The organism is Parabacteroides caecihominis, assembly GCF_023656785.1.
GTDB classification, from domain to species: Bacteria; Bacteroidota; Bacteroidia; order Bacteroidales; family Tannerellaceae; genus Parabacteroides; species Parabacteroides segnis.
The window spans coordinates 195123-215912 of record NZ_JAMOKS010000001.1; the positions used below are offsets into that span (position 1 = coordinate 195123).

14 protein-coding genes are annotated in these 20790 nt (G+C 40.1%); 5 read left to right on the forward strand and 9 right to left on the reverse strand.

Annotation, left to right across the window (positions count from 1 at the left end; translation table 11 throughout):
• Nucleotides 1-383: 383 nt before the first annotated feature.
• Nucleotides 384-1163: a radical SAM protein gene (locus tag NBH14_RS00495; RefSeq protein WP_186957899.1), complete on the reverse strand. Its 780-nt coding sequence runs from the start codon at nt 1161-1163 to the stop codon at nt 384-386.
• A gap of 467 nt (nt 1164-1630) precedes the next feature.
• On the opposite strand from NBH14_RS00495, the gene NBH14_RS00500 reads away from it, so the two are divergent.
• Both NBH14_RS00500 and NBH14_RS00505 read left to right on the forward strand, forming a co-directional pair.
• Nucleotides 1631-3070, forward strand: coding sequence for an MBOAT family O-acyltransferase (locus NBH14_RS00500; protein WP_186957900.1), 1440 nt, complete (start codon nt 1631-1633; stop codon nt 3068-3070).
• Nucleotides 3071-3075: 5 nt separating this feature from the next.
• A complete protein-coding gene (locus tag NBH14_RS00505) occupies nt 3076-3969 on the forward strand; it encodes an SGNH/GDSL hydrolase family protein (protein WP_186957901.1) in 894 nt (297 codons plus the stop codon).
• A 9-nt stretch (nt 3970-3978) separates the two neighbouring features.
• On the opposite strand, the gene NBH14_RS00510 is transcribed toward NBH14_RS00505, so the two are convergent.
• The gene (locus tag NBH14_RS00510; RefSeq protein WP_186957902.1) at nt 3979-6042 is read right to left on the reverse strand and encodes a helix-hairpin-helix domain-containing protein; all 2064 of its coding nucleotides are present in this window, start codon (nt 6040-6042) and stop codon (nt 3979-3981) included.
• 13 nt (nt 6043-6055) lie between these two features.
• A complete protein-coding gene (locus NBH14_RS00515) occupies nt 6056-6862 on the reverse strand; it encodes a hypothetical protein (protein WP_186957903.1) in 807 nt (268 codons plus the stop codon).
• Between the two features lie 222 nt (nt 6863-7084).
• On the opposite strand from NBH14_RS00515, the gene NBH14_RS00520 reads away from it, so the two are divergent.
• Nucleotides 7085-7690 (forward strand): DUF4294 domain-containing protein, encoded by a 606-nt coding sequence (locus NBH14_RS00520; protein WP_128135597.1) that lies wholly within the window; start codon nt 7085-7087, stop codon nt 7688-7690.
• Here NBH14_RS00520 and NBH14_RS00525 read toward each other — a convergent pair.
• Entirely contained in the window at nt 7682-8212 is a 531-nt protein-coding gene (locus NBH14_RS00525; protein ID WP_186957904.1) for an RNA methyltransferase, read from the reverse strand. The two genes, NBH14_RS00520 and NBH14_RS00525, sit on opposite strands and share 9 nt — an antisense overlap.
• A gap of 1054 nt (nt 8213-9266) precedes the next feature.
• Here NBH14_RS00525 and nadA point away from each other — a divergent pair.
• Nucleotides 9267-10253 (forward strand): quinolinate synthase NadA, encoded by a 987-nt coding sequence (gene nadA / locus NBH14_RS00530; RefSeq protein WP_186957905.1) that lies wholly within the window; start codon nt 9267-9269, stop codon nt 10251-10253.
• Nucleotides 10254-10298: 45 nt separating this feature from the next.
• On the opposite strand, the gene porZ is transcribed toward nadA, so the two are convergent.
• From porZ to leuS, 4 genes are all read right to left on the reverse strand, one after another.
• Complete coding sequence (gene porZ, locus NBH14_RS00535) at nt 10299-12641, reverse strand: type IX secretion system anionic LPS delivery protein PorZ (RefSeq protein ID WP_186957906.1); 2343 nt, start codon at nt 12639-12641, stop codon at nt 10299-10301.
• A 3-nt stretch (nt 12642-12644) separates the two neighbouring features.
• Nucleotides 12645-13226, reverse strand: coding sequence for a non-canonical purine NTP diphosphatase (locus NBH14_RS00540; protein ID WP_186957907.1), 582 nt, complete (start codon nt 13224-13226; stop codon nt 12645-12647).
• 81 nt (nt 13227-13307) lie between these two features.
• On the reverse strand, nt 13308-14189 hold the full coding sequence (locus NBH14_RS00545; protein WP_186957908.1) for a YitT family protein: 882 nt from the start codon (nt 14187-14189) through the stop codon (nt 13308-13310).
• Nucleotides 14189-17026: a leucine--tRNA ligase gene (gene leuS / locus NBH14_RS00550; protein WP_186957909.1), complete on the reverse strand. Its 2838-nt coding sequence runs from the start codon at nt 17024-17026 to the stop codon at nt 14189-14191. The genes NBH14_RS00545 and leuS overlap by 1 nt, the downstream gene beginning before the upstream one ends.
• 376 nt (nt 17027-17402) lie before the next feature.
• Here leuS and NBH14_RS00555 point away from each other — a divergent pair, with 376 nt between their 5' ends.
• Nucleotides 17403-19223 carry a C10 family peptidase gene (locus tag NBH14_RS00555; RefSeq protein ID WP_186957910.1) on the forward strand — a complete coding sequence of 607 codons (1821 nt, stop codon included), beginning with the start codon at nt 17403-17405 and terminating at the stop codon, nt 19221-19223.
• Between the two features lie 57 nt (nt 19224-19280).
• Here NBH14_RS00555 and NBH14_RS00560 read toward each other — a convergent pair whose 3' ends face one another.
• A complete protein-coding gene (locus NBH14_RS00560) occupies nt 19281-20687 on the reverse strand; it encodes an arylsulfatase (RefSeq protein ID WP_446500454.1) in 1407 nt (468 codons plus the stop codon).
• Between the last annotated feature and the right edge of the window lie 103 nt (nt 20688-20790).

Genomic DNA, 20790 nt, shown 5'->3' on the forward strand with positions numbered 1-20790 from the left:
GCTTTCCCTTCTATATGTTTTGCGAAAATATATAGACTAATCTCACAGGAATACATACTTTTTGTTCTCAAGATGCCCTTTTCAGCCTGTTTTACACCCGGATGTTGACTGTGCCCAGACCCGGGTCTCAACATTGTCGACACCCGGGTCTCGAACAACATAAGTAACTACTTCCCTGAAAATAAGTCATATACTTCAATAAAATAAGAAGCATATATTGGGTTTCAGGACAAGACTATGATAGTTGCATGATAGGTAAATGATAGTTGAAAACAGGAACTATCATAGAATAACATACTGATTATATGTGTATTATATAAAAATATGATAGTATGATAGTTCTTTTATCCCTGTGATAGTTTTGAGAAACGCCTTTCATCTCTTTAATAGGAAACCGTCACGTCAAACCCTTCTTTCCGTGCCCGGTCGGCTATTGTGTCCAATGCTTCTTTGGAAACTTTTTTAAGTCCTTTCAATGGAGTTTCACGCTCTATGGTATAGATCATTACCTGTTTCGGTTTGATTTGCTTCAAGGCTTCAAGCCAGCCGGTTATTTCTACTTCGGTTGTATTATCCACTGATTCGCCGTTCACTTCGCCTTTCAGGAACATAGTCTGGATAATCAGATTTCCTTCGAAACGGCATAACTGTCCGAGCAATTTATCGAATGTAAAAGCAGGAGAATTGGGAACATTCAACTGTTGTATCCGGCTGTCGAGTACAGAATCGAGTTTCAGTATATTATCTTCAATTTTATTCAATGCCCGGAATACTCCTTCCTTATGCAACATGGTTGAATTGGATAGGACAGCAATCTTGGCATTCGGAAAGAAACGGTCGCGGGTGGCAATCGTATCTTCTATAACACCTTCAAACTCCGGATGCATGGTAGGTTCTCCGTTACCGGCAAAAGTAATTACATCGGGAGCAATTCCTTCGGCCTGCATAGCCGATAACTTTTCCGTCAATGCTTCCTTCACTTCTGCACGGGTCGGCAATTTGGTACGTGTACGCCGTTCCCCATTCAGTCCGCATTCGCAATAAATGCAATCGAAAGAACAAAGTTTGCCGTCCACAGGAAGCAGGTTCATACCCAGAGAAACACCCAATCGCCGGCTATGTACCGGGCCGAACACTATTTTATCAAAAAGAATCGTTGACATATCTAATACGTTTTTATCTATCAAGTTCTCTATATAACAAAGAACAGGATAATATTTCCTGAATTACGGATACAAAGCTACAAAAGACCTTATAATTACCAAGGATGAAAAGCTAAAAAGAGGATCATCACCCTTGCTTTATTGAAACATAATTTATTATTAATTAAATAGGCAATAAGCTATGTTTCACTACTTTTGCGACTGATCGCTGATCATATATGGGCGATATTTATCATAGAAAGCGTCCGGCTTTATCCTTTTCAGTTTATATTTCATAGTTTATAGAATTTCGACACACTAGTATTTCACATTACCTGTTATGGGTAAGTAGTGATATACCAGGGTGCCTTATTGTGTGCTGTAAACTGTGATAACTGACTGTTGATACGATAAAAGCCGGTAAATTCCTGCGTTTTCTTTTATAACAATTGTCACTTCAGGGAATCAGTGACGCAATATTTTATATTGTGCTGTTTAATTCCATAGAATTCATTTGCTTCCTGCCGATCGTTTTCATTGTATATTGGTTAGCAGACAAGCATTTGAAATGGCAGAACTTCCTTGTCGTAACAGCAAGCTATATCTTTTATGGCTGGTGGGATATACGTTTTCTTTCTCTGATCATACTGACCAGTTCCTTTTGTTTTGTCAGCGGACTTCTCATCGAACGGGCCGAAGGCAACCGAAAGAAACAGAAGATAATCAACACGATCAATATTTTACTCAACATAGGTATCCTGGGAACGTTCAAATATTTTGATTTCTTCAGTACTAATATTGAAGCTGCATTACATTCATTAGGGTTTGAACCGGATTGGATAACACTGGATATACTTCTTCCCGTAGGTATTAGTTTTTATACTTTACAGGCTTTAAGCTATAGTATTGACGTATATCAGAAGAAAATATCCGCCTGTCATGATCCGATTGCATTCTTCGCTTTTGTCAGTTTCTTTCCGCAGCTGGTGGCAGGTCCCATAGAAAGGGCCACCAATCTGTTACCCCAATTTTATAAACGACGTACATTCGACTACAGTAAGGCAATAGACGGCTGCCGGCAGATGTTATGGGGATTTTTTAAGAAAATGATCATTGCCGATAATTGTGCGATGGCAGTCAATGAAATATGGGGCAGTTATCAGTATCAGAGTGGTTTTACTCTTTTACTCGGCGGTCTTTTATTCACTTTTCAGATATACGGAGATTTTTCCGGTTATTCGGATATTGCTATCGGATGTGCCCGGTTATTCGGAATAGATTTAATGAAAAACTTCAATTATCCCTATTTTTCAAGAGACATATCCGAATTTTGGAGACGCTGGCATATTTCATTAAGCACCTGGTTCCGCGATTATATCTATATCCCGTTGGGAGGAAGCCGTTGCAAGAAAACAAAAGTAATCAGAAATACTTTCATCATATTCATTATCAGCGGGCTCTGGCATGGGGCAAACTGGACGTTCATTCTATGGGGTATTTACCATGCCTTACTGTTTATGCCTCTCTTGCTGCTCAATAAAAACAGGAGATATACGAAAAATGTAATCGCCGAAGGTAAACTTTTACCCTCTTTCAAAGAAGCTGTACAGATGTTTTCCACCTTTTTCCTTGTCCTTATCGGATGGATTATTTTCCGGTCCAACGACATCGGCGAAGCATCCGACTATTTAGCACGTCTTTTTTCCCCGTCTTTATTCGAGGTATCCTTTCCGCACGGCAAAAGAGCATTGATATATTGCTTAGTGCTACTCGTTATTGAATGGATACAACGGGAAAAAGAACATGCATTACAGATAAACAAAGAGATCAAATCACCTGTGGTACGTTGGGGAATCTATTATATCCTGATTTTTATAATCGTCTTTTTGCAAGGTACACCGGCCGATTTCATTTATTTTCAATTCTAAACGATATGAAGAAATTTATAAAACGATTGATTGTCTTTCTGATACCTATCCTGATACTGTTCATCCTGTTGGAATATGCTATCCGGCAAATACCGAACACTTACAAATATAAAAACGAATGGATGTCACAACATGCAGATAGCCTGAATACACTCATATTGGGTAATTCACATTGTATGTCGGGAATCAATCCTTTATACATGACCAACAGCGCTTTCAATTTCGCAAATTCTTCACAGGATTTGGAACGTGACTATTTTGTATTGACCAAATATGAGAATATGTACAATAATTTAAAATGCGTTATCCTTTCTTTTTCGTATTGTACACTTCAGGACAAAATGGATTATACGGATAAATCCCGGTTAAAATATTATGGTATTTATATGGGATATGAGAAATATAAATACAGTGTGGAAATAACGAGCAGCATTACTTATGAGAAAATAAAAGATTATCTGAAAGAGGGTACTTCACAATATTCTCCTTTAGGATTCAGAGTAAACAAATCTTCAAAAGATAATTTGGAAGTAAGTGGCATAAAAGCAGCCAAACGACATACATTAAATAACCGGAAATATTTGGATGATAATCTGAAATATCTTCACAAAATCATTCAGTTCTGTGAAGATAAACAGATTCAATTAATTCTTGTCACCACACCAACCTGTCATAGTTATTATGAGCATCTGGATAAGCATCAACTCGACCAATTATTATCCATCGCAAAAGAACTGGATAATAATCACGAAAATGTATTTTATTTCAACTTTCTAAAAGATGACCGATTCAATGATAACGATTTCAAAGACGGCGATCATTTATCAGAAGAAGGTGCAGAAAAATTCACTAAAATACTAAAGGATTCCATCAGACATAAATTAGATGTTAAATTGTAAATATATCTTCTAAAACTTATACCGTAAAAGCATATACATATCCGTTTTATTATGCCCTTTTATCTCTTCCTGATCCGTACCGATTAAGTCGCGGTCTGCATAATAACTATGTCCCAGTTTAGCAGAAAGAGATAGTTTCTTTATTATATCCCACCGGAAAGAAAATGACAACCTGATTCCTTTCCCATAAAACGAAGGCATACTGAAAGCATACAATATATTTTTCTCATACGAATTGATACGGCTGTAATAATCGTCCGTATGAAAATAAGCCAGGTAAATATCTGATTGGAATGGGAGAGAAGACGGCTTCCAGCCTGCACCTTGCGAGATCATCCATCCGAGACTCCGTTTTCCTTTTCCTTCATCATAATAAACACCGTCGGCCGATGTTTTCAACACCCATGTCGATTGCAATCCGTAAAGCAATTGCAGTCTGATACGTTGCTGGGAATAAGGTAGAATACTCAATACCGATTCATTTTCCAACGTCCGGTTCTTTTCTTTCTTTCTGTATTTATAACGTAAATAGGTCGTAAAGTTCTTTCCCGAATTATAATCCAGCTGAACCATATATTCCTGTCCCGAAGAAGGAGCATCCACACCATATTTCAACCAGGGGAAACGGAACAAATCCGCATACGCCGACAATTTGAAACGGGCAAACGGCGTCCACTGCATTCCGGTATAGAAACCCTGTTCATTCTGTACGGATGAATGCTGTCCGAAAGCATTCCCGAAAAAAGCCAGATACTTTTTATCATAATAACGATGAAGCAACAATAAAGAAAAATAGGAGACAGGCGTTAACCGGATGGCATTCAATGTGGCAACTGCCTTGTTTGAGGACATGGCTGTTTCTCCGTAAAACTTTATTTTCTTTGTTTTAAACATGTAATCAACGCTTATGTCGATATTATCGTTTCCACGGAAATAGAAAAGATTATAAGGTTTCGGGTCCGGTTGTACCTGATATTTTCCGAAAGAGTAGGAGAGAGCTGTAAACCCGACGGAAAGATTCGAAGTCGTATAGTGTACATTTCCACCGTATGTCTGCATAGGAACCGTATGTTTCTTTTCCCAATCCCGCTCCAGCCGGTGCAAACCATCTGTTTTAAATGTACTGACTTCATAGTTATCAACACCGGCATCTAACTTTCTATACGAATATAACAAACTGATATATAGCTGTTTTAATATTAAAGTAGAAGCTACTCCGCGAAAGTAATCATTTTCATTTGTTGAAAAGTGACGACGGAAACCATTGCTGCGTCTTTCCGCCTGTGCCACTATCGAACTGCGGCCGGGAGTAAAATCATTACTGATAACCAGACCTTGCCCGAAAGAAACCTTATAATCACCGATGGCCAAAGTTTTCAACCATTTATTCATATCTTTAAAAAACAGGTGTACCGAATAAAAATCATAGCCTTTATGATGGTTATTCCAAAACGGTTCACCGGCATCCTTTTCAGCGACCATTCCCCATTGAAGCCTGTCATCAAAAGTATACGAATAACGCAGGGAATGATAGAAAGGTTCCCCCAGATATTTCCGGTTCGGATATTGCTGCAAGATACTATCCGGATATGAACAATATCCCTTTTTCTGTTGAAAACACTTATCATATCTGATTTGCAATTCATTAGAACCATACTTCAACATGTTCTTAACAGAAAACGGCCGCTTATTAACCGATATGTCTCCGATATAAACAAACGGAAGCAATAAAGAAATCGTTGAAAAATCCATTCCTTCCACATTCTTCAGTTCATAAAGAGTGACCAGCTTTCCATATTTCACACGATAAGCCAACAGGCTGTTTATTTGTTGGTCGGACAGGAAAGGCAGACGTTTCAGTTCAGTTTCGGTCACACTGTTCAATTCAAAAGGGTGTTCCGACAGATAGGAAAGGTCCGAATACAGGTTTTCAATCTGTGCTTCATCTTCTGTTTCAGAAGCCATTTCTTCTATATATTCCATCCACTTATCAACAGAATATATAGTCTGACTATTAAGGTTATAACTGTTTATAAACAGGTATACCAACAGGGTTGTCAACAATCTTTTCATAGTGATCATTCCGTTAAAAACAATACTTCAAACCAATACCTATACTTATTCCCAACACCGGGTGATAAAGAGCGGCCACATCTACAATAAAACCCGATAACCGGTATCCTATTCCCAGGGTAGGCAGGAGAGGGGTTGTCTTAATACCGGTGCGTACATAAAAATGAGTAAGCAACTGATATTCCATGCCGATGCAACCTGTTAATACGGTCTGTTTATTCGTCTCCGCATTTCCGGCTATCAACAAGTTGTTAATTACTTCCCATTGAAAACCTATTTGCAATGAATAAGATATAAAAGACTCTATATCAATCTCTTTTTTCTGAATGCTAACAGTTGGAAAATCCTGTATCAACATACCAATCAACAGCTTTTCAACGGGAATAAACAAGATACCGACATCAGCGGACAAGTATTGCGGCTTTTCTTCAACCAACTCGGTCTGAAGAAATGTATATTGAATACTGATACCCGCCGTCCATTTTTCAGTAAGTGATTTTCCCAGGAAAACACGAAACATACTTTCCCGGTATCGGTCATAACCGAAAGAAGAGATATTAACACCCGCAGAAAGTAAGTTGTTCGGATAACTGACCGACATTCCCACCGTCCCCAGTTCTTTCAGTCCGTAATAATTAAAGTAATTGATATCAAAAGACTTATAGCTATCCAAAGCAACTACCGCAGGATTAAAAAGTGCAGATTGCACAACACCACACTCGCCCATTCCCATACAACGGACACCGGGTAAACGAAGGTTATTAACAGCATGCAAACAGGGAAAAATCCCCAACAGGAGGCATAAAAACAATTGTTTCATAGATAAGATATTTTTGGTTGTTAATAAATAAACGCTCTTTTAATGCAAAATACTATTCAATGTTCATAGTCATACCGTTTTGTCATTATCAGAATCGAAGCAAATATAATGATTCTTATTGACTTGACAACTTATTAACAACTAAATTATCATTTCCATATAATTAGTCAAATTCTGTAAAACCGGTACAGGCTATTGGTAAATCACCTACTTTTGTAAACTATGATAAAGAAGAGATGGTATAAAATCCTGATTTTATTTCTATTCTGTGCAGTTGGAAGCCAGGCGCAGAAGCTGAAAATAAATACACTTCCCGAAGGTGTACAAAGAGCGTATGTCGACGGGAAAGATACCATTGCCGTTGTTAACTTGCAGGAAGTCTTTGTCTTTCCGCAAGTTCGTTTTAAAAACAAACGGGAAGAACAAAAGTATAACAAACTGGTCCGCGATGTCAAACGTACGTTACCTTATGCCAAGATGGTCTACGAAACATTAATAGAAACGTATGAATACATGGAAACCCTTCCCGATGACAAAGCCCGCCAGGCTCATCTGAAGCGGATGGAAAAAGACTTGTTCAAAGAATATAAACCGGAGTTGAAAAAGCTGACTTTCTCGCAAGGCAAACTACTTATCAAACTGATAGACAGGGAATGTAACCAATCCAGTTATAACCTGTTGAAAGCTTATCTGGGTAGTTTCAGGGCCGGCTTCTGGAACCTGTTTGCCGGTATGTTCGGAGCCAGCCTGAAATCCGAATACGACCCGAAAGGAAAAGATGCCATGACGGAACGGATCGTTATCCTGGTGGAAAGAGGATTACTCTGACAACTGTTTAAAGAAATCCCAGATAACAATTCCGGTCGTTACCGACACATTCAATGAATGTTTTGTCCCGTATTGGGGTATTTCAATACACATATCACAGTTATCAACAACGGATTGTTGAACACCTTTTACTTCGTTTCCCATGATAACAGCGTATTTTTTATTCCTGTCTAACAACAACTTATCCAACATCACGCTTCCTTCTGCCTGTTCAACGGCACATACGATATACCCTTGTTGTTTCAGGTTATCAACAGCCTCGTGTGTATCTTTAAAATATTTCCAGTCGACCGTTTCTTCCGCCCCTAAAGCCGTCTTGTGAATCTCTGCATGAGGAGGACAGGCCGTAATGCCACATAAATAAATAGCCTCTACCCGGAACGCATCGGAAGTACGAAAAACGGAACCGACATTGTTCAGGCTCCTAATATGGTCAAGTACAACAATTAAAGGTATCTTTTTACTTTCCTTGAAAGCCTCCGGCGTGAGGCGGTTCATTTCTGTTATCTTTAGTTTACGCATAGCTATTTTCTTTGGTTGCAAAAGTAGCGAATTAATGTGGATATGCCGTTGAAAAGGTATTGATAAGTAGTGAACACAAAATGAAAAAAAGTTCTTGCATTATTCAGAATCTCCGTTATACACCCCCTTGTTTTAATTATGCAACAATTATAACCCATTATTTATTACAAGCTATTAACAAGGGTTATACACGTTTCAACAACCATCCGGAGATATAAACTTTTACACACAACCAGTTATCAACATAAAACTAATAAAGTACATAATATAAAGATATACAGCAATTAAAATATCATTATTCATGTTAGTATCCTCTTGATAACCGGTTCATATACTTTAATAACTCTCCAAACAAATATTGTAACATAAATGTATTAACTGTTTCAACAGGATATTATATTCATCATATTTAAATTTAAAATTAAAGATTAATAAGAATATAATATATGATTGTGGATAACTAATAGTTGATGAAACCTCATGTCATTAACTCATGTCATCGAATTAAAAATAGTGACAACGAATGTCCCTTCGGGACGTACCATCCGGCAGATACCCAAGTCCCCCGGCTTTCCGGGGGCTATTCACAATTGAACCCTTCGGGTCCGGTGTCGCTACAAATAAGCTTGGTTTGTTCTTAATTCAATAACTTTATTTTTAACTCAATGATATTGAATTAAAACCTTCGTATTATTATCCGGATACCTGTGACTAAGGTCAAAGGTAAATGTTAACGGTGACAAACGCAAGGGCAAAAGTAGTATGTTTTTACCCCTGGTTGTAACTGTTTTTAAGGATAACTGTCTGATAATGAGGTATGACAAACTCTCTGCTCGCCCCTATAGAATAAGGTAAATAATTTATACCTTTTTTTGTCATTGGATAGCTAAGTTTAGCTTTTGTTTTTCGGTTGGAATGAATAAAGTTTTTACCTTTGCAGATTATCAACAAGAAGTTAATAACTATACTAATAGTAAGAATATCAATAATAAAGACTGGTGATAACCTTGTTGATAGGCTATTGAAATCAGGAATAATATAATAGATATATACTATGTTGACGAATCAATCAATCGGATATATGGACGCACCGGTTCCTAAAGATATAAATCTGAAGGAGGCCATTGATAAGTTGCGTAAAGAGAAAAATGCAGTTATCCTTGCTCATTATTATCAGACAGGCGATATACAGGATATAGCGGATTATGTAGGGGACAGCCTGGCACTGGCTCAGTGGGCGGCTAAAACAACGGCGGATATCATTGTTCTTTGTGGTGTTCATTTCATGGGTGAAACGGCAAAGATTCTTTGTCCGGATAAGAAGGTATTGGTTCCCGACCTGAATGCAGGCTGTTCGCTGGCAGACAGTTGTCCGGCTCCGGAGTTTGCTGAATTTGTAAAACAGCATCCGGATCATGTGGTTATTTCTTATGTGAATACAACAGCTGCTGTAAAGGCGGTGACAGATGTGGTGGTAACTTCCACGAATGCCCGTCAGATTGTTGAAAGTTTCCCGGAAGGAACGAAGATGATTTTCGGTCCGGACCGTAACCTGGGGAATTATATCAACAGTATTACCGGACGTAATATGTTGCTGTGGGATGGTGCCTGCCATGTGCATGAACAATTTTCACTGGAAAAGATACTGGATTTGAAGAAACAGTATCCGGATGCGGAAGTAATCACCCACCCGGAATGCAAACAGCCCGTTATACAGGTTTCCGACTTCGTAGGTTCGACTGCGGCACTTTTGAAGTATACCATCAAGTCTGAAAAGAAACAGTTCATTGTAGCGACGGAAAGCGGCGTCATTCACGAAATGCGGAAAAAGAGTCCGGAAAAGGAGTTTATCCCGGCTCCGCCAAACGATAGTACCTGTGCTTGTAACGAATGTAATTTCATGCGTTTGAATACGATGGAGAAGCTCTATAACTGCCTGAAGTATGAGATGCCGGAAATATTTGTAGACGAAGAGGTGCAGAAAAAAGCTATTAAACCGATTCGGAAGATGTTGGAGATATCTGAGAAGTTAGGTTTATAATAAAAAATCAGCCCTGTTATTCATCATGATAACAGGGCTGATTTTTTATTTTACTACCATTATTTTAGTAACGACACTTTCTTTAGCTTCCGGTGTTGCTGATAATACCAGGTAAATTCCGGTAGCAACACGGCCACCACCTTTTCTTCTGCAATCCCATGTAAATGTTCCGCCGGCCGATTTACCCTGATAAATGATATTGCCTTTCAGGTCGGTTATTTTTACATTTGAATCATTCATCAGTCCGACGATGGTTACACGGTCATTCTGTTCCGGCCGAACGGGATTCGGATAAGCATATATATCCGAATAATCTTCACTGCCTTCCGTGGCATCTCCCATATAAGATACCAGTCCTTTTTCGGTACCGATGAAGACTTCTCCGGTCTGCTGGTTGATAGCTAGAGTATTGACCTGGTTGGATGGGAGTGGAGAATTGGCTGTTGTAAAGTTGGAGATGGTTTCCATCCCGTCTTCACTGACTAAAAATACACCGGAACTTTGTGTTCCTATCCATTTACGATTACCTCCGTCGACGGCGATGGCATTGATTTGTTCGCCATCCAGAAATGCATAGCCTTCTCCATTTCCGTCTTCTAACGGACGAATGACACGGGAGAATTGTAGTTTACTTATTTCAGCTTTGGAATTAAGACAATAGACAGGACCTCTGTTTGTCCCAATCCAGATTTGTCCGTTCTTATCTTCTGTAACACAATAGAAACCGGCAGCTTCTATGTTTTCATTGTTATTTTGGAATGTTACAAATTGATTAAATTCATCATCGCTTACATCATCTATCGTACCTTTATCATCTAAAACGAATATGCCTACCGGAGATGGAGCGTTGATCCATTTTCGGTTGTTTGAAGCAATTAATATTTTATCTGCCTGGTAAGCATGATTCAATTTGTCATGAATCAGAGAAATCCAAGTACCGTCTGCTTTTAATACTTTGATACTTCCATCGTTTATCTCACAATTAGTCATCCATAGATTACCTTCTTTATCGAAGGTTAAACTTCCTATTCGGTTGTAAGTGAATTGTTGTTCAGTTGTTTTATTTAATGCGGGAGATATAGTACTATTGGTATGATTGTATAGTTTTACGAATTTATTTTCTCTAAACTCTAATACACCTTCTCCATAAGCGGAAACAAAATAATGGGTAGGATCTTTGGGGTCGACTGCTATCCCTGTGTAATCTTTTGTTGTAAATATGAAGTTATTTTCTGGAAATTGTTTGTTGACTTCTTTATTAACTTCGTTTTCGTCGAGATTAAACCATTCGTTTCCATTGTAAATCATTAATGTTCCGGGAATATTTAATCGATCGGAATTACGGCCTCCTCCCACAATATATAATTGATTGTTTTCTATGGTCATAAAATAATTATAATTCCGTTTGGGAGAATATAATTCATTATTTGTATTTTCCAGAATAGTAGTATATTGTTCGTTGCTCTTTTTAATTCCTTTTATACCATTTATTCCGGTAGCTATCCAAAATGTATTAGCATCTTTACCGGATGTAACATCGTTGATATTTTCTACATTAATAGCATCTTTAGTCGTAAAATTTGAATAGATATAAAGAGTGGAACCGGTATAGGTAATTAGCTTTTCATTCCGGACAAGTAAATTTTTTAATTGATTGTTTTGAGAGATTATGTTTATCTGTCCGTTAGATTGGTAATAAACTCCACTATTCTGAACAAAGAAACATAGATTATTTTGGAATAAAACTATTTTTCTGATGTTATTACTATTAAATATAGAAGTATTGAGAGAATAAGCAGACCAGTTATTATGATCTAATAAATTACTATCTAATTTAGCTCTGATTACTCCGCTCTCTGTAGCAGCATAGATATACTCATCTTTAATACAGACAGAATATACTTTTTTATTCAGCTTATAGGTATCTGTAATGTCTCTTTTATCTATATTGATTAGCATAATTCCAAAATTGGTGGATAAATAAGCGTATTCATTATATATGAATATACTGTTAATCGTCTTATCCTGAATATTGGAATTATTCATTAAATAAGGTAGGTTGTAGATACCTTTATCACTCAATAGATCAATATTTCCACTGATGCTATATGTAATTAGCAGTGTATTTGTAGTCGGGTTGAATGCTACATTATTTATATCATTGTCACTTAACCCTGTTTGTTTTGAGTAATAGGATATACTGTTATCTTCTTTATTATAACTGTATAACGAACCGTTGGCTACACCGAATACATGATTATTACCTTCAGCAACCAAATTTGTTGAATAATAAGATAAATAAGTATTCCATTGGCCTATTGCCTTTTGAGCTACTGCATTAGTAACGAGCAAGCAGAAGAATATAAGCGTGTATATTATCTTCTTCATAATTTATTCTGATAATGTAGATAAAAAAGCACTTAATTTTTTTACAGCTTCAGCCCGGTGGCTGATTGTATTCTTTATGTCATTACCCATTTCGGCAAATGTCTCCGTATGATTATCCGGCATAAAGATAGGGTCGTATCCAAATCCGCTTCTTCCGCGTTTATCCTTTGTTATCTGACCGTTTACTATGCCTTCGAACAGATATTCCTTTCCATCCAGAATAAGTGCTATAACGGTACGGAAACGGGCTTTACGGTTTTCCATTCCTTCCATTTCCCGGAGAAGTTTTTTCATATTGGCTTCCGAATCATGTCCGGGACCAGCATAGCGGGCAGAATATACACCGGGAGCATTGTTCAGCGCTTCTACTTCGAGGCCGGTATCGTCGGCAAAGCAGTCGTAACCGAATTTATCTTTAACGTAACGGGCTTTCTGGAGCGCATTACCTTCCAGGGTATCGGCTGTTTCCGGTATGTCATCAAGACAATCGATGGCAGCCAGGCTTACTATTTCTGTATGACCGGCTGTTATTTTTTGTACTTCATCCAACTTATGTTGGTTGTTTGTTGCGAATACAAGTTTCATATCTGTAAATATCTAAATAAAAAAGCACTTCTGTACGATATATAACGTATGGAAGTGCTTTTAATTGTTTGAATGAATCTTTTATGTTTTTATCTGGTCAAATCCTTCTCCGTAAACTCCCCGGACAATACTTTGCGAGATGAATGCCTGGTGGTCTATCTGTTTTACCAGACGGAAGATGGATACTGATTCTGATTTTTTAGCTAATAATACGACAACTTTGACCGGTTTGCGGGAATAACCTCCGACACCGTCCAGGATGGTACATCCACGGTCCAGGTCGTGAATGATCCGTTCGGCTATTTCATCATATTTCTGTGAGAATATGAAGAATTGTACCGATTGACGGTTACCATTCAATACCATGTCGAGGACATAGTTGCTGATTATCATTTCTACGAAACCAAACACGATCTTATCCACATTATGGAAGAGGAAGAAAGAAGAACTGATAATAAAGAAATCGCAGAATAACAAGGCACGTCCGATGGATATGTTCTTGTATTTATTCACGATAGCTCCGATAATATCGGTACCTCCCGTACTTCCGTTTGCAGAAAAGACCAGTCCGAGTCCGGCTCCGCAAAGGAGGGCACCAATCATGATAGCCATAAACGGCTGGTCGTGCAGAATCGGGTTTCCTTTCAGCAGCCATTCAAAAAATGAAAGAGAAGCGGAAAGGGAGAATACTCCGAATATGGTTTTTATCAGGAACTTAAAACCTAATATTTTAAGTGCGGCCAGTAGTAAGACTACGTTGATAACAAAGTATGAAACCGATACCGGTATGGCGCCGCCTGTGGCGAAGAATATCAGCGCACAGATACCACTAACGCCACCGGTAACAATTTCATTCGACAGGATAAATGCATTGAATCCGAAACCATATAATAAGGTTCCGAACAGAATCATCAGATAATCCTGTATTGAAAAATAAATTTTATAAAACTGAGCAGCTTTCATCAGATAACGATATTAACAATCTTACCCGGAACGACAATAACCTTTTTAGGTGTTTTGCCTTCCGTCCACTTAGCGGAACTTTCGTGGCTGAGAGCTGCCTTTTCAACCTCTTCACGGGGCATGTCAGCCGGAAGTTCCATACTGAAACGGGCTTTTCCGTTGAATGAGATAGCGTAGGTAACTGACTTTTCTTTCAGATACTCTTCGTTGTGCTGGGGCCATTGAGCATCGCAAACCGTAGTCGTATGACCGCATTCATGCCATAACTCTTCTGCTGTATGAGGTGCAAACGGGGCAAGCAGGATAACCAGTTGCTCCAGGATAGCACGCTTGTTACATTTCAGGCTGCTTAATTCATTGACACAAATCATGAAAGCACTGATAGAGGTATTATAAGAGAAATGCTCGATATCGAATGTTACTTTCTTAATCAGTTTATGTAATGACTTTAATTCTTCAGCTGTCGGTTCGGCATCGGTTATTTGAAGGCTGTCGGTATTTCCGTAGAATAAAGCCCATAGCTTTTTCAGGAAACGATGAACACCGTCGATACCGTTTGTATCCCAAGGTTTGGATTGTTCCAACGGGCCTAAGAACATTTCATACAAACGTAATGTATCTGCACCGTATTTCTCAACAATCATATCCGGGTTTACTACGTTGAACATAGATTTTGACATCTTTTCAACAGCCCATCCGCAGATATATTTGCCGTCTTCCAGGATAAATTCAGCATTCTTATATTCCGGACGCCAGTTTTTAAATGCTTCGACATCCAGGATATCATTGTATACAATGTTTACATCTACATGGATAGGAGTAACTTCGTACTGGTCTTTCAGGTTCAGAGAGACAAATGTATTGGTATCTTTGATACGGTATACGAAGTTTGAACGTCCCTGAATCATACCCTGGTTAATCAACTTCTGGAACGGTTCGTTCTCGCAGATAACTTCCATATCATACAGGAACTTGTTCCAGAAACGACTATAAATCAGGTGACCGGTAGCATGTTCCGTACCACCGATATACAGGTCTACGTTTTTCCAGTAATCATTTACCTGTTTATCTACCAGGCCTTTGTCGTTATGAGGGTCCATATAACGCAGGTAATAAGCGGAAGAACCGGCAAAACCAGGCATTGTACAAAGTTCCAGCGGGAAGATTGTTTTATTATCTATCTTAGAAGTTTCAACTACTTCTTTATTAACCGAATCCCAGGCCCATTTGGTCGCATGTCCCAATGGAGGTTCGCCTGTGGCAGTCGGCAGGAATTTATCTACTTCCGGTAATTGTAAAGGCAATGCTTCAAACGGTAACATCTGAGGCATTCCGTCGGCATCATAATATACGGGGAACGGTTCGCCCCAATAACGCTGACGGCTGAAGATAGCATCACGCAGACGGTAATTTACTTTTACACGTCCTAACTTCTGTTCCGCTACAAATTTCTTGGTAGCGGCAATAGCTTCTTTAACTGTCAATCCGTTCAGTGACAATTCGCAATAAGGAGTAACGTCCGGTCTCGGTGAGTTGCAGACGATACCTTCCTTGGCATCGAAACTTTCTTCGCTAACGTCGCAACCTTCAATCAACGGAATGATAGGCAAGTTGAAATGTTTTGCGAAAGCATAGTCACGGCTATCGTGAGCCGGAACAGCCATGATGGCTCCTGTACCGTAACCGGCCAGCACATAATCGCTAATCCATACAGGCACAGCATCTCCGGTAAACGGATTGATTGCGTATGAACCGCTGAACACACCTGTTACCTGGCGGTCGGCAATACGTTCACGTTCTGTACGTTTTTTGGTACGGTCCAGATAAGCGTCTACTTCTTGTTTTTGTTCCGGAGTAGTTAATTTCTCAACAAGCTCGCTTTCGGGAGCCAGCACCATGAAAGTAACACCGAACATCGTATCGGCACGGGTAGTGAAGATAGTAAATTCCAGGTCGCTGTCTTTTACCTTGAAATTGACTTCGGCACCTTCGCTTCGGCCTATCCAGTTGCGTTGTGTTTCTTTCAGTGAATCCGTCCAATCGATTGTATCCAGTCCGTCCAGTAAACGCTGGGCGTAAGCAGATACACGCAGACACCACTGACGCATCATTTTTTGTTCTACCGGGAAACCTCCACGTTCGGAAACGCCGTTTACAACTTCATCATTTGCCAGTACAGTTCCCAGTTCGGAACACCAGTTAACCATTGTATCACCCAGATAAGCGATACGGTAGTTCAGTAATATTTCTTGTTTTTCTTTGTCACTTTTAGCTTTCCATTCAGCGGCGGTGAAACTTAATTCTTCGCCACAGGCAACGTTCAGACCTTCAGTACCTACGGTTTCGAAGGCTTCAATCAGGCTTTCGATAGGAAGTGCTTTCTTTTCATCGTTGCAATAGTAGCTGTTGAACATTTTGATGAATGCCCATTGTGTCCAGTGATAATATTCCGGGTCGCAGGTACGGATTTCACGACTCCAGTCGTAGCTGAAACCTATTTTATCCATCTGCTCACGATAACGGGCGATATTTTGTTTGGTAGTTACTTCGGGATGCTGTCCGGTCTGGATGGCATATTGTTCTGCCGGCAAGCCGTAAGCATCGTATCCCATCGGATGTAATACGTTGAAACCCTGTAACCGTTTGAAACGGGAATAAATGTCAGAAGCGATGTAACCGAGCGGATGACCTACATGTAGTCCTGCACCGGATGGGTAAGGGAACATATCCAACACGTAGTATTTGGGTTTATCCTTATTTTCTTTCACTTTATAAACCCCGTTGGCAATCCAATATTCTTGCCATTTTTTCTCGATTTCTCTGAAATTGTACTCCATAATATCTAATCGTTTTTTATCGTTTTCAGTTTAAAGCCACAAAGTTAGTTATTTTATTTAGTTTTACTTCACATAAAGAATCTTCGGTCCGGGTTTATTGTTCTTTTTGAACGAAGACTCGTACAAAATGAGCCTGCTTCGGCGGATACTTATTTGCCTCATTTTACCCCGTCACAATTTCCTAAGCAGGAAACTCTGGTTTCTTCCATAGGAAACACGTGTTTCCTGCCTGGGAAGTAACAGTTTCCTGTGGAGGAAAGTGAACCTTCTTTCCATCCTCTTTGTTATTGAATGACAATAAATTTGAAACGCCATTAATGCCTTTAACCCGACCTCTGACAAGCAAGCTAAATTTAAACTATAAAAATTACAAGTAATGAGAAGATGTACTCTTATTTTCCTGGTTGCCTTGTTGACAATGTCGATAAGCGCCACCCCTGTCGATGTGGAACAGGCCCGGAGCGTTGCGCTCAGTTTTCTGAAAAGCAATCGTCCGCAGACCAAATCCTCGCTTACGAAACTGACGTTAGTCTGGTCGGATGGCGGAGTCGCTACCAAATCGGATGCCGGTTCGCAGGATGCTACTTTTTATGTGTTTAATCAGGGCGATGACAACGGTTTTGTGGTCGTTGCCGGTGATGACGTTGTTTATCCTATTCTGGGATATGGTATGCAGGAACCGTTCCGGAAAGATTCCATGCCGGTTAACCTGCGTTCATGGTTTGACAGTTATCAGCGTCAGATTAACTGGATGCGCGGAAATAAAACGGTAGCCGATAAAGAGATAACTGTCGCCTGGAATCAGTTGCGGCAGGGCACTATGCAACTGAGTTCGGATGGTGTATTACTGACGACTGTGTTGTGGGACCAGATGACGCCTTATAATAATCTTTGCCCGGTGGTAAACAGCCAGCGTACTCCGACCGGCTGTGTGGCGACTTCTACTGCTATTGCCATGCAATACCATAAATGGCCGGATGTAGGGCAGGGCAGTCATTCCTATACTTCACAGACGTATGGCTTATCTCTTTCCGCCACTTTCAATACGCCTTACCAATGGGATAATATGCCTTCTACTTATACTGCCGGTCAGTACACTACCCAGCAGGCGCAGAATGTAGCCACTCTGATGTATGATGTCGGTGTTATGTCGGAAATGAATTACGCGCCCGGAAACAGTGGTGCGCTGACAATTACAGCAGCCCAAGGCCTTGTCAATTATATGAAATATGATAAGTCTCTTCATGTATTGCAACGTGAAAACTATCAGACGGCTGAGTGGGAGTCTATCATCAAAGGTGAATTGGATGATAATCGTCCTGTCATCTATGGTGGTGAAAATGATCAGAACGAAGGCCATCAGTTTATTATCGACGGATACAATACATCCGATTACTATCATGTGAACTGGGGTTGGAGCGGACTGGCGAACGGTTATTATCTGCTATCGGTTCTCGAACCCGAAGAACAGGGAACAGGTGGCAATAGCGGCGGTGGTTTCTCCCTCGACCAGAATGCCATCATCAGCATGATGAAGCCGGTGGAAGGTTCGACCTATCAGGACGTACTGGTGTTTTTCTATGGTGAAAATGAGGGTACTGTATTCAACGGTCTGTCTGCTACGACTGACGATTTTGAACAGAACCAGCTTTTCGGTCTTCAATACGGTTATGTAGGAAATATGAGTATCCGTGATTTCACCGGTAACCTTGTTGCAGCCCTTGTGGATAAGGATGGAAATACCAAAGAATTTATTTCCAGCGAAGAACCTGTCACTATCGAGATAGAACGCGGAGTGGGGCAGGAGATACCTTGTACGATTACCAAAGCAATCGCTCCGGGTGACCGTATCCGTTTGCTTTATAAGAGTAGTGACGGTAGCGAATGGAAATGGGTAAGAGGCGGTGGTAATACGACCGGCGAGATTGTGGTGGCTGCCGACCCGACTTCGACGGAAGAAATCTCTTCGGATATGAATGTCTCTGTCTTCTACGTGGATGGTACAGCTTATGTAACTTCTCCTGTAGCTATTCTGGAAGTTGCTTTGTATGATATGAACGGCCGCCTGTTAAAAAAGCAACCGGGAAGCAATAACTCAACCGTTACGCTTTCTTATAGCGGATATCCGGCAGGTATTTATGTGATGGAAGTACAGACTGCGGAAGGAAGAAGCAGTCATAAGTTGGTAAAAAAATAAATATAACAGAAGTAAAAGGGATGTCCAAGAGTCGGACATCCCCTATTTTCAATGGTCTTACTTCTTCAGCAATGGCCAGTTCGGGTCTTCGATGTGTTCACGAATCATGATTTCTTTCAGTTCGGCTACTTTTTCAGGATATTTATCCAGGATGTTATGTCTTTCCGAAGGATCGGCTGCTAAGTTGTAAAGCTCATAATAAGGCTTATCGCCACGGATATTCATGTGAACCAGTTTCCACGGACCTTGACGGACAGCCTGACGACCGTTCATTTCCTGAAATTCGAAATACAGGAATTCATGTTCTTTCTGACCTTTGCGGTTTTGAAGCAATGGCAACATGCTTACGCCATCCATCTCTTTCTGTTTAGCTTTCGGGCTGATGATTTCTTCGAATGTAGGCAATACATCCCAGAAAGAACACATAAAGTTTGTTTCTGTTCCCGGTTGGATATGTCCCGGCCATGAGATAATCATCGGTACGCGGATACCGCCTTCATATAAGTCACGTTTGTAGCCACGGTACATACCGTTGCTGTTGAAGAAATCAGGATCAGCGCCACCTTCCATGTGCGGACCGTTGTCGCTGGCGAAAATAATGATTGTATTATCGTATAAACCTTTATCTTTCAGCTTCTGAACAATCTGTCCCACATATACGTCCAGACGATATATCATAGCAGCAAATGTAGCGTGCGGATGAAGCTGTGTGCAATAACCGCCTTTGCGGAAAGCCGGACTGCCTGGTTCCGTTCCTTTGTAAGCCTTTTCGGGATACATGCCACGGAATTTCTTAATGATACTGTCTTCCGGTACGATCAGTTCGGCATGTGGCAGGATAGTCGGATACCACATAAAGAAAGGTTCGTCTTCCTTGAGGTTATCCAGATAATCGAGTGCTTTCGAATGGATAAGATCCTGCGAATAAGTACCTTTTCCGTATTGAACTTCCAATACATTATCTTTTAGTTCCACCCGCTGGTCGTTATCCCACAGATGGTCGGGATAGTAACTGTGTGCCAGCAACTGACAATTATATCCGTAGAATGTTTCACAACCCTGGTTTTTAGGATCGCCCGAAGTACCGATATAACCTAATCCCCATTTACCGAAGGCAGAAGTCTTATATCCTGCATCCTGCATCACATGGAAGATGGTGCGGGTACCTTCCGGCAGTGGAAATTGTCCTTCCGGATCGAGTTCTTTGTTTCCCCGAACAGGAGTATGTCCGCTGTGGGTACCGGTCAACAGGCAGGAGCGGGAGGGGGCACTGACAGTCGTTCCCGAATAGCACTGGGTGAAACGCATACCGTTTTGCGCCAGTTGGTCGATGTTCGGAGTTTCAAACTTTTCCTGTCCGTAGCAGCTCAGGTCACCGTATCCCAGGTCGTCTGCTAAAATAAATACGATGTTTGGTTTTTTGTCCTTGTTCTTTTGTGCTTGTACAAAAGGAACAGCCAGCATAAAGCCGGAAGCGAGTAATAAAGTTTTTTTCATGATTCTAAGATGTTTCTTGTCAGACATGCTGGCAAAGTTATATTTTTTATTTAAAAAGTGTAGGAAAGTT

Bases quoted from the DNA above. Each gene is read 5' to 3' on its own strand.
- NBH14_RS00495 (WP_186957899.1), bottom strand. From the start codon at position 1,163: ATGTCAACGATTCTTTTTGATAAAATAGTGTTCGGCCCGGTACATAGC.
- NBH14_RS00505 (WP_186957901.1), top strand. From the start codon at position 3,076: ATGAAGAAATTTATAAAACGATTGATTGTCTTTCTGATACCTATCCTG.
- NBH14_RS00510 (WP_186957902.1), bottom strand. From the start codon at position 6,042: ATGAAAAGATTGTTGACAACCCTGTTGGTATACCTGTTTATAAACAGT.
- NBH14_RS00515 (WP_186957903.1), bottom strand. From the start codon at position 6,862: ATGAAACAATTGTTTTTATGCCTCCTGTTGGGGATTTTTCCCTGTTTG.
- NBH14_RS00520 (WP_128135597.1), top strand. From the start codon at position 7,085: ATGATAAAGAAGAGATGGTATAAAATCCTGATTTTATTTCTATTCTGT.
- NBH14_RS00525 (WP_186957904.1), bottom strand. From the start codon at position 8,212: ATGCGTAAACTAAAGATAACAGAAATGAACCGCCTCACGCCGGAGGCT.
- nadA (WP_186957905.1), top strand. From the start codon at position 9,267: ATGTTGACGAATCAATCAATCGGATATATGGACGCACCGGTTCCTAAA.
- porZ (WP_186957906.1), bottom strand. From the start codon at position 12,641: ATGAAGAAGATAATATACACGCTTATATTCTTCTGCTTGCTCGTTACT.
- NBH14_RS00540 (WP_186957907.1), bottom strand. From the start codon at position 13,226: ATGAAACTTGTATTCGCAACAAACAACCAACATAAGTTGGATGAAGTA.
- NBH14_RS00545 (WP_186957908.1), bottom strand. From the start codon at position 14,189: ATGAAAGCTGCTCAGTTTTATAAAATTTATTTTTCAATACAGGATTAT.
- leuS (WP_186957909.1), bottom strand. From the start codon at position 17,026: ATGGAGTACAATTTCAGAGAAATCGAGAAAAAATGGCAAGAATATTGG.
- NBH14_RS00555 (WP_186957910.1), top strand. From the start codon at position 17,403: ATGAGAAGATGTACTCTTATTTTCCTGGTTGCCTTGTTGACAATGTCG.
- NBH14_RS00560 (WP_446500454.1), bottom strand. From the start codon at position 20,687: ATGCTGGCTGTTCCTTTTGTACAAGCACAAAAGAACAAGGACAAAAAA.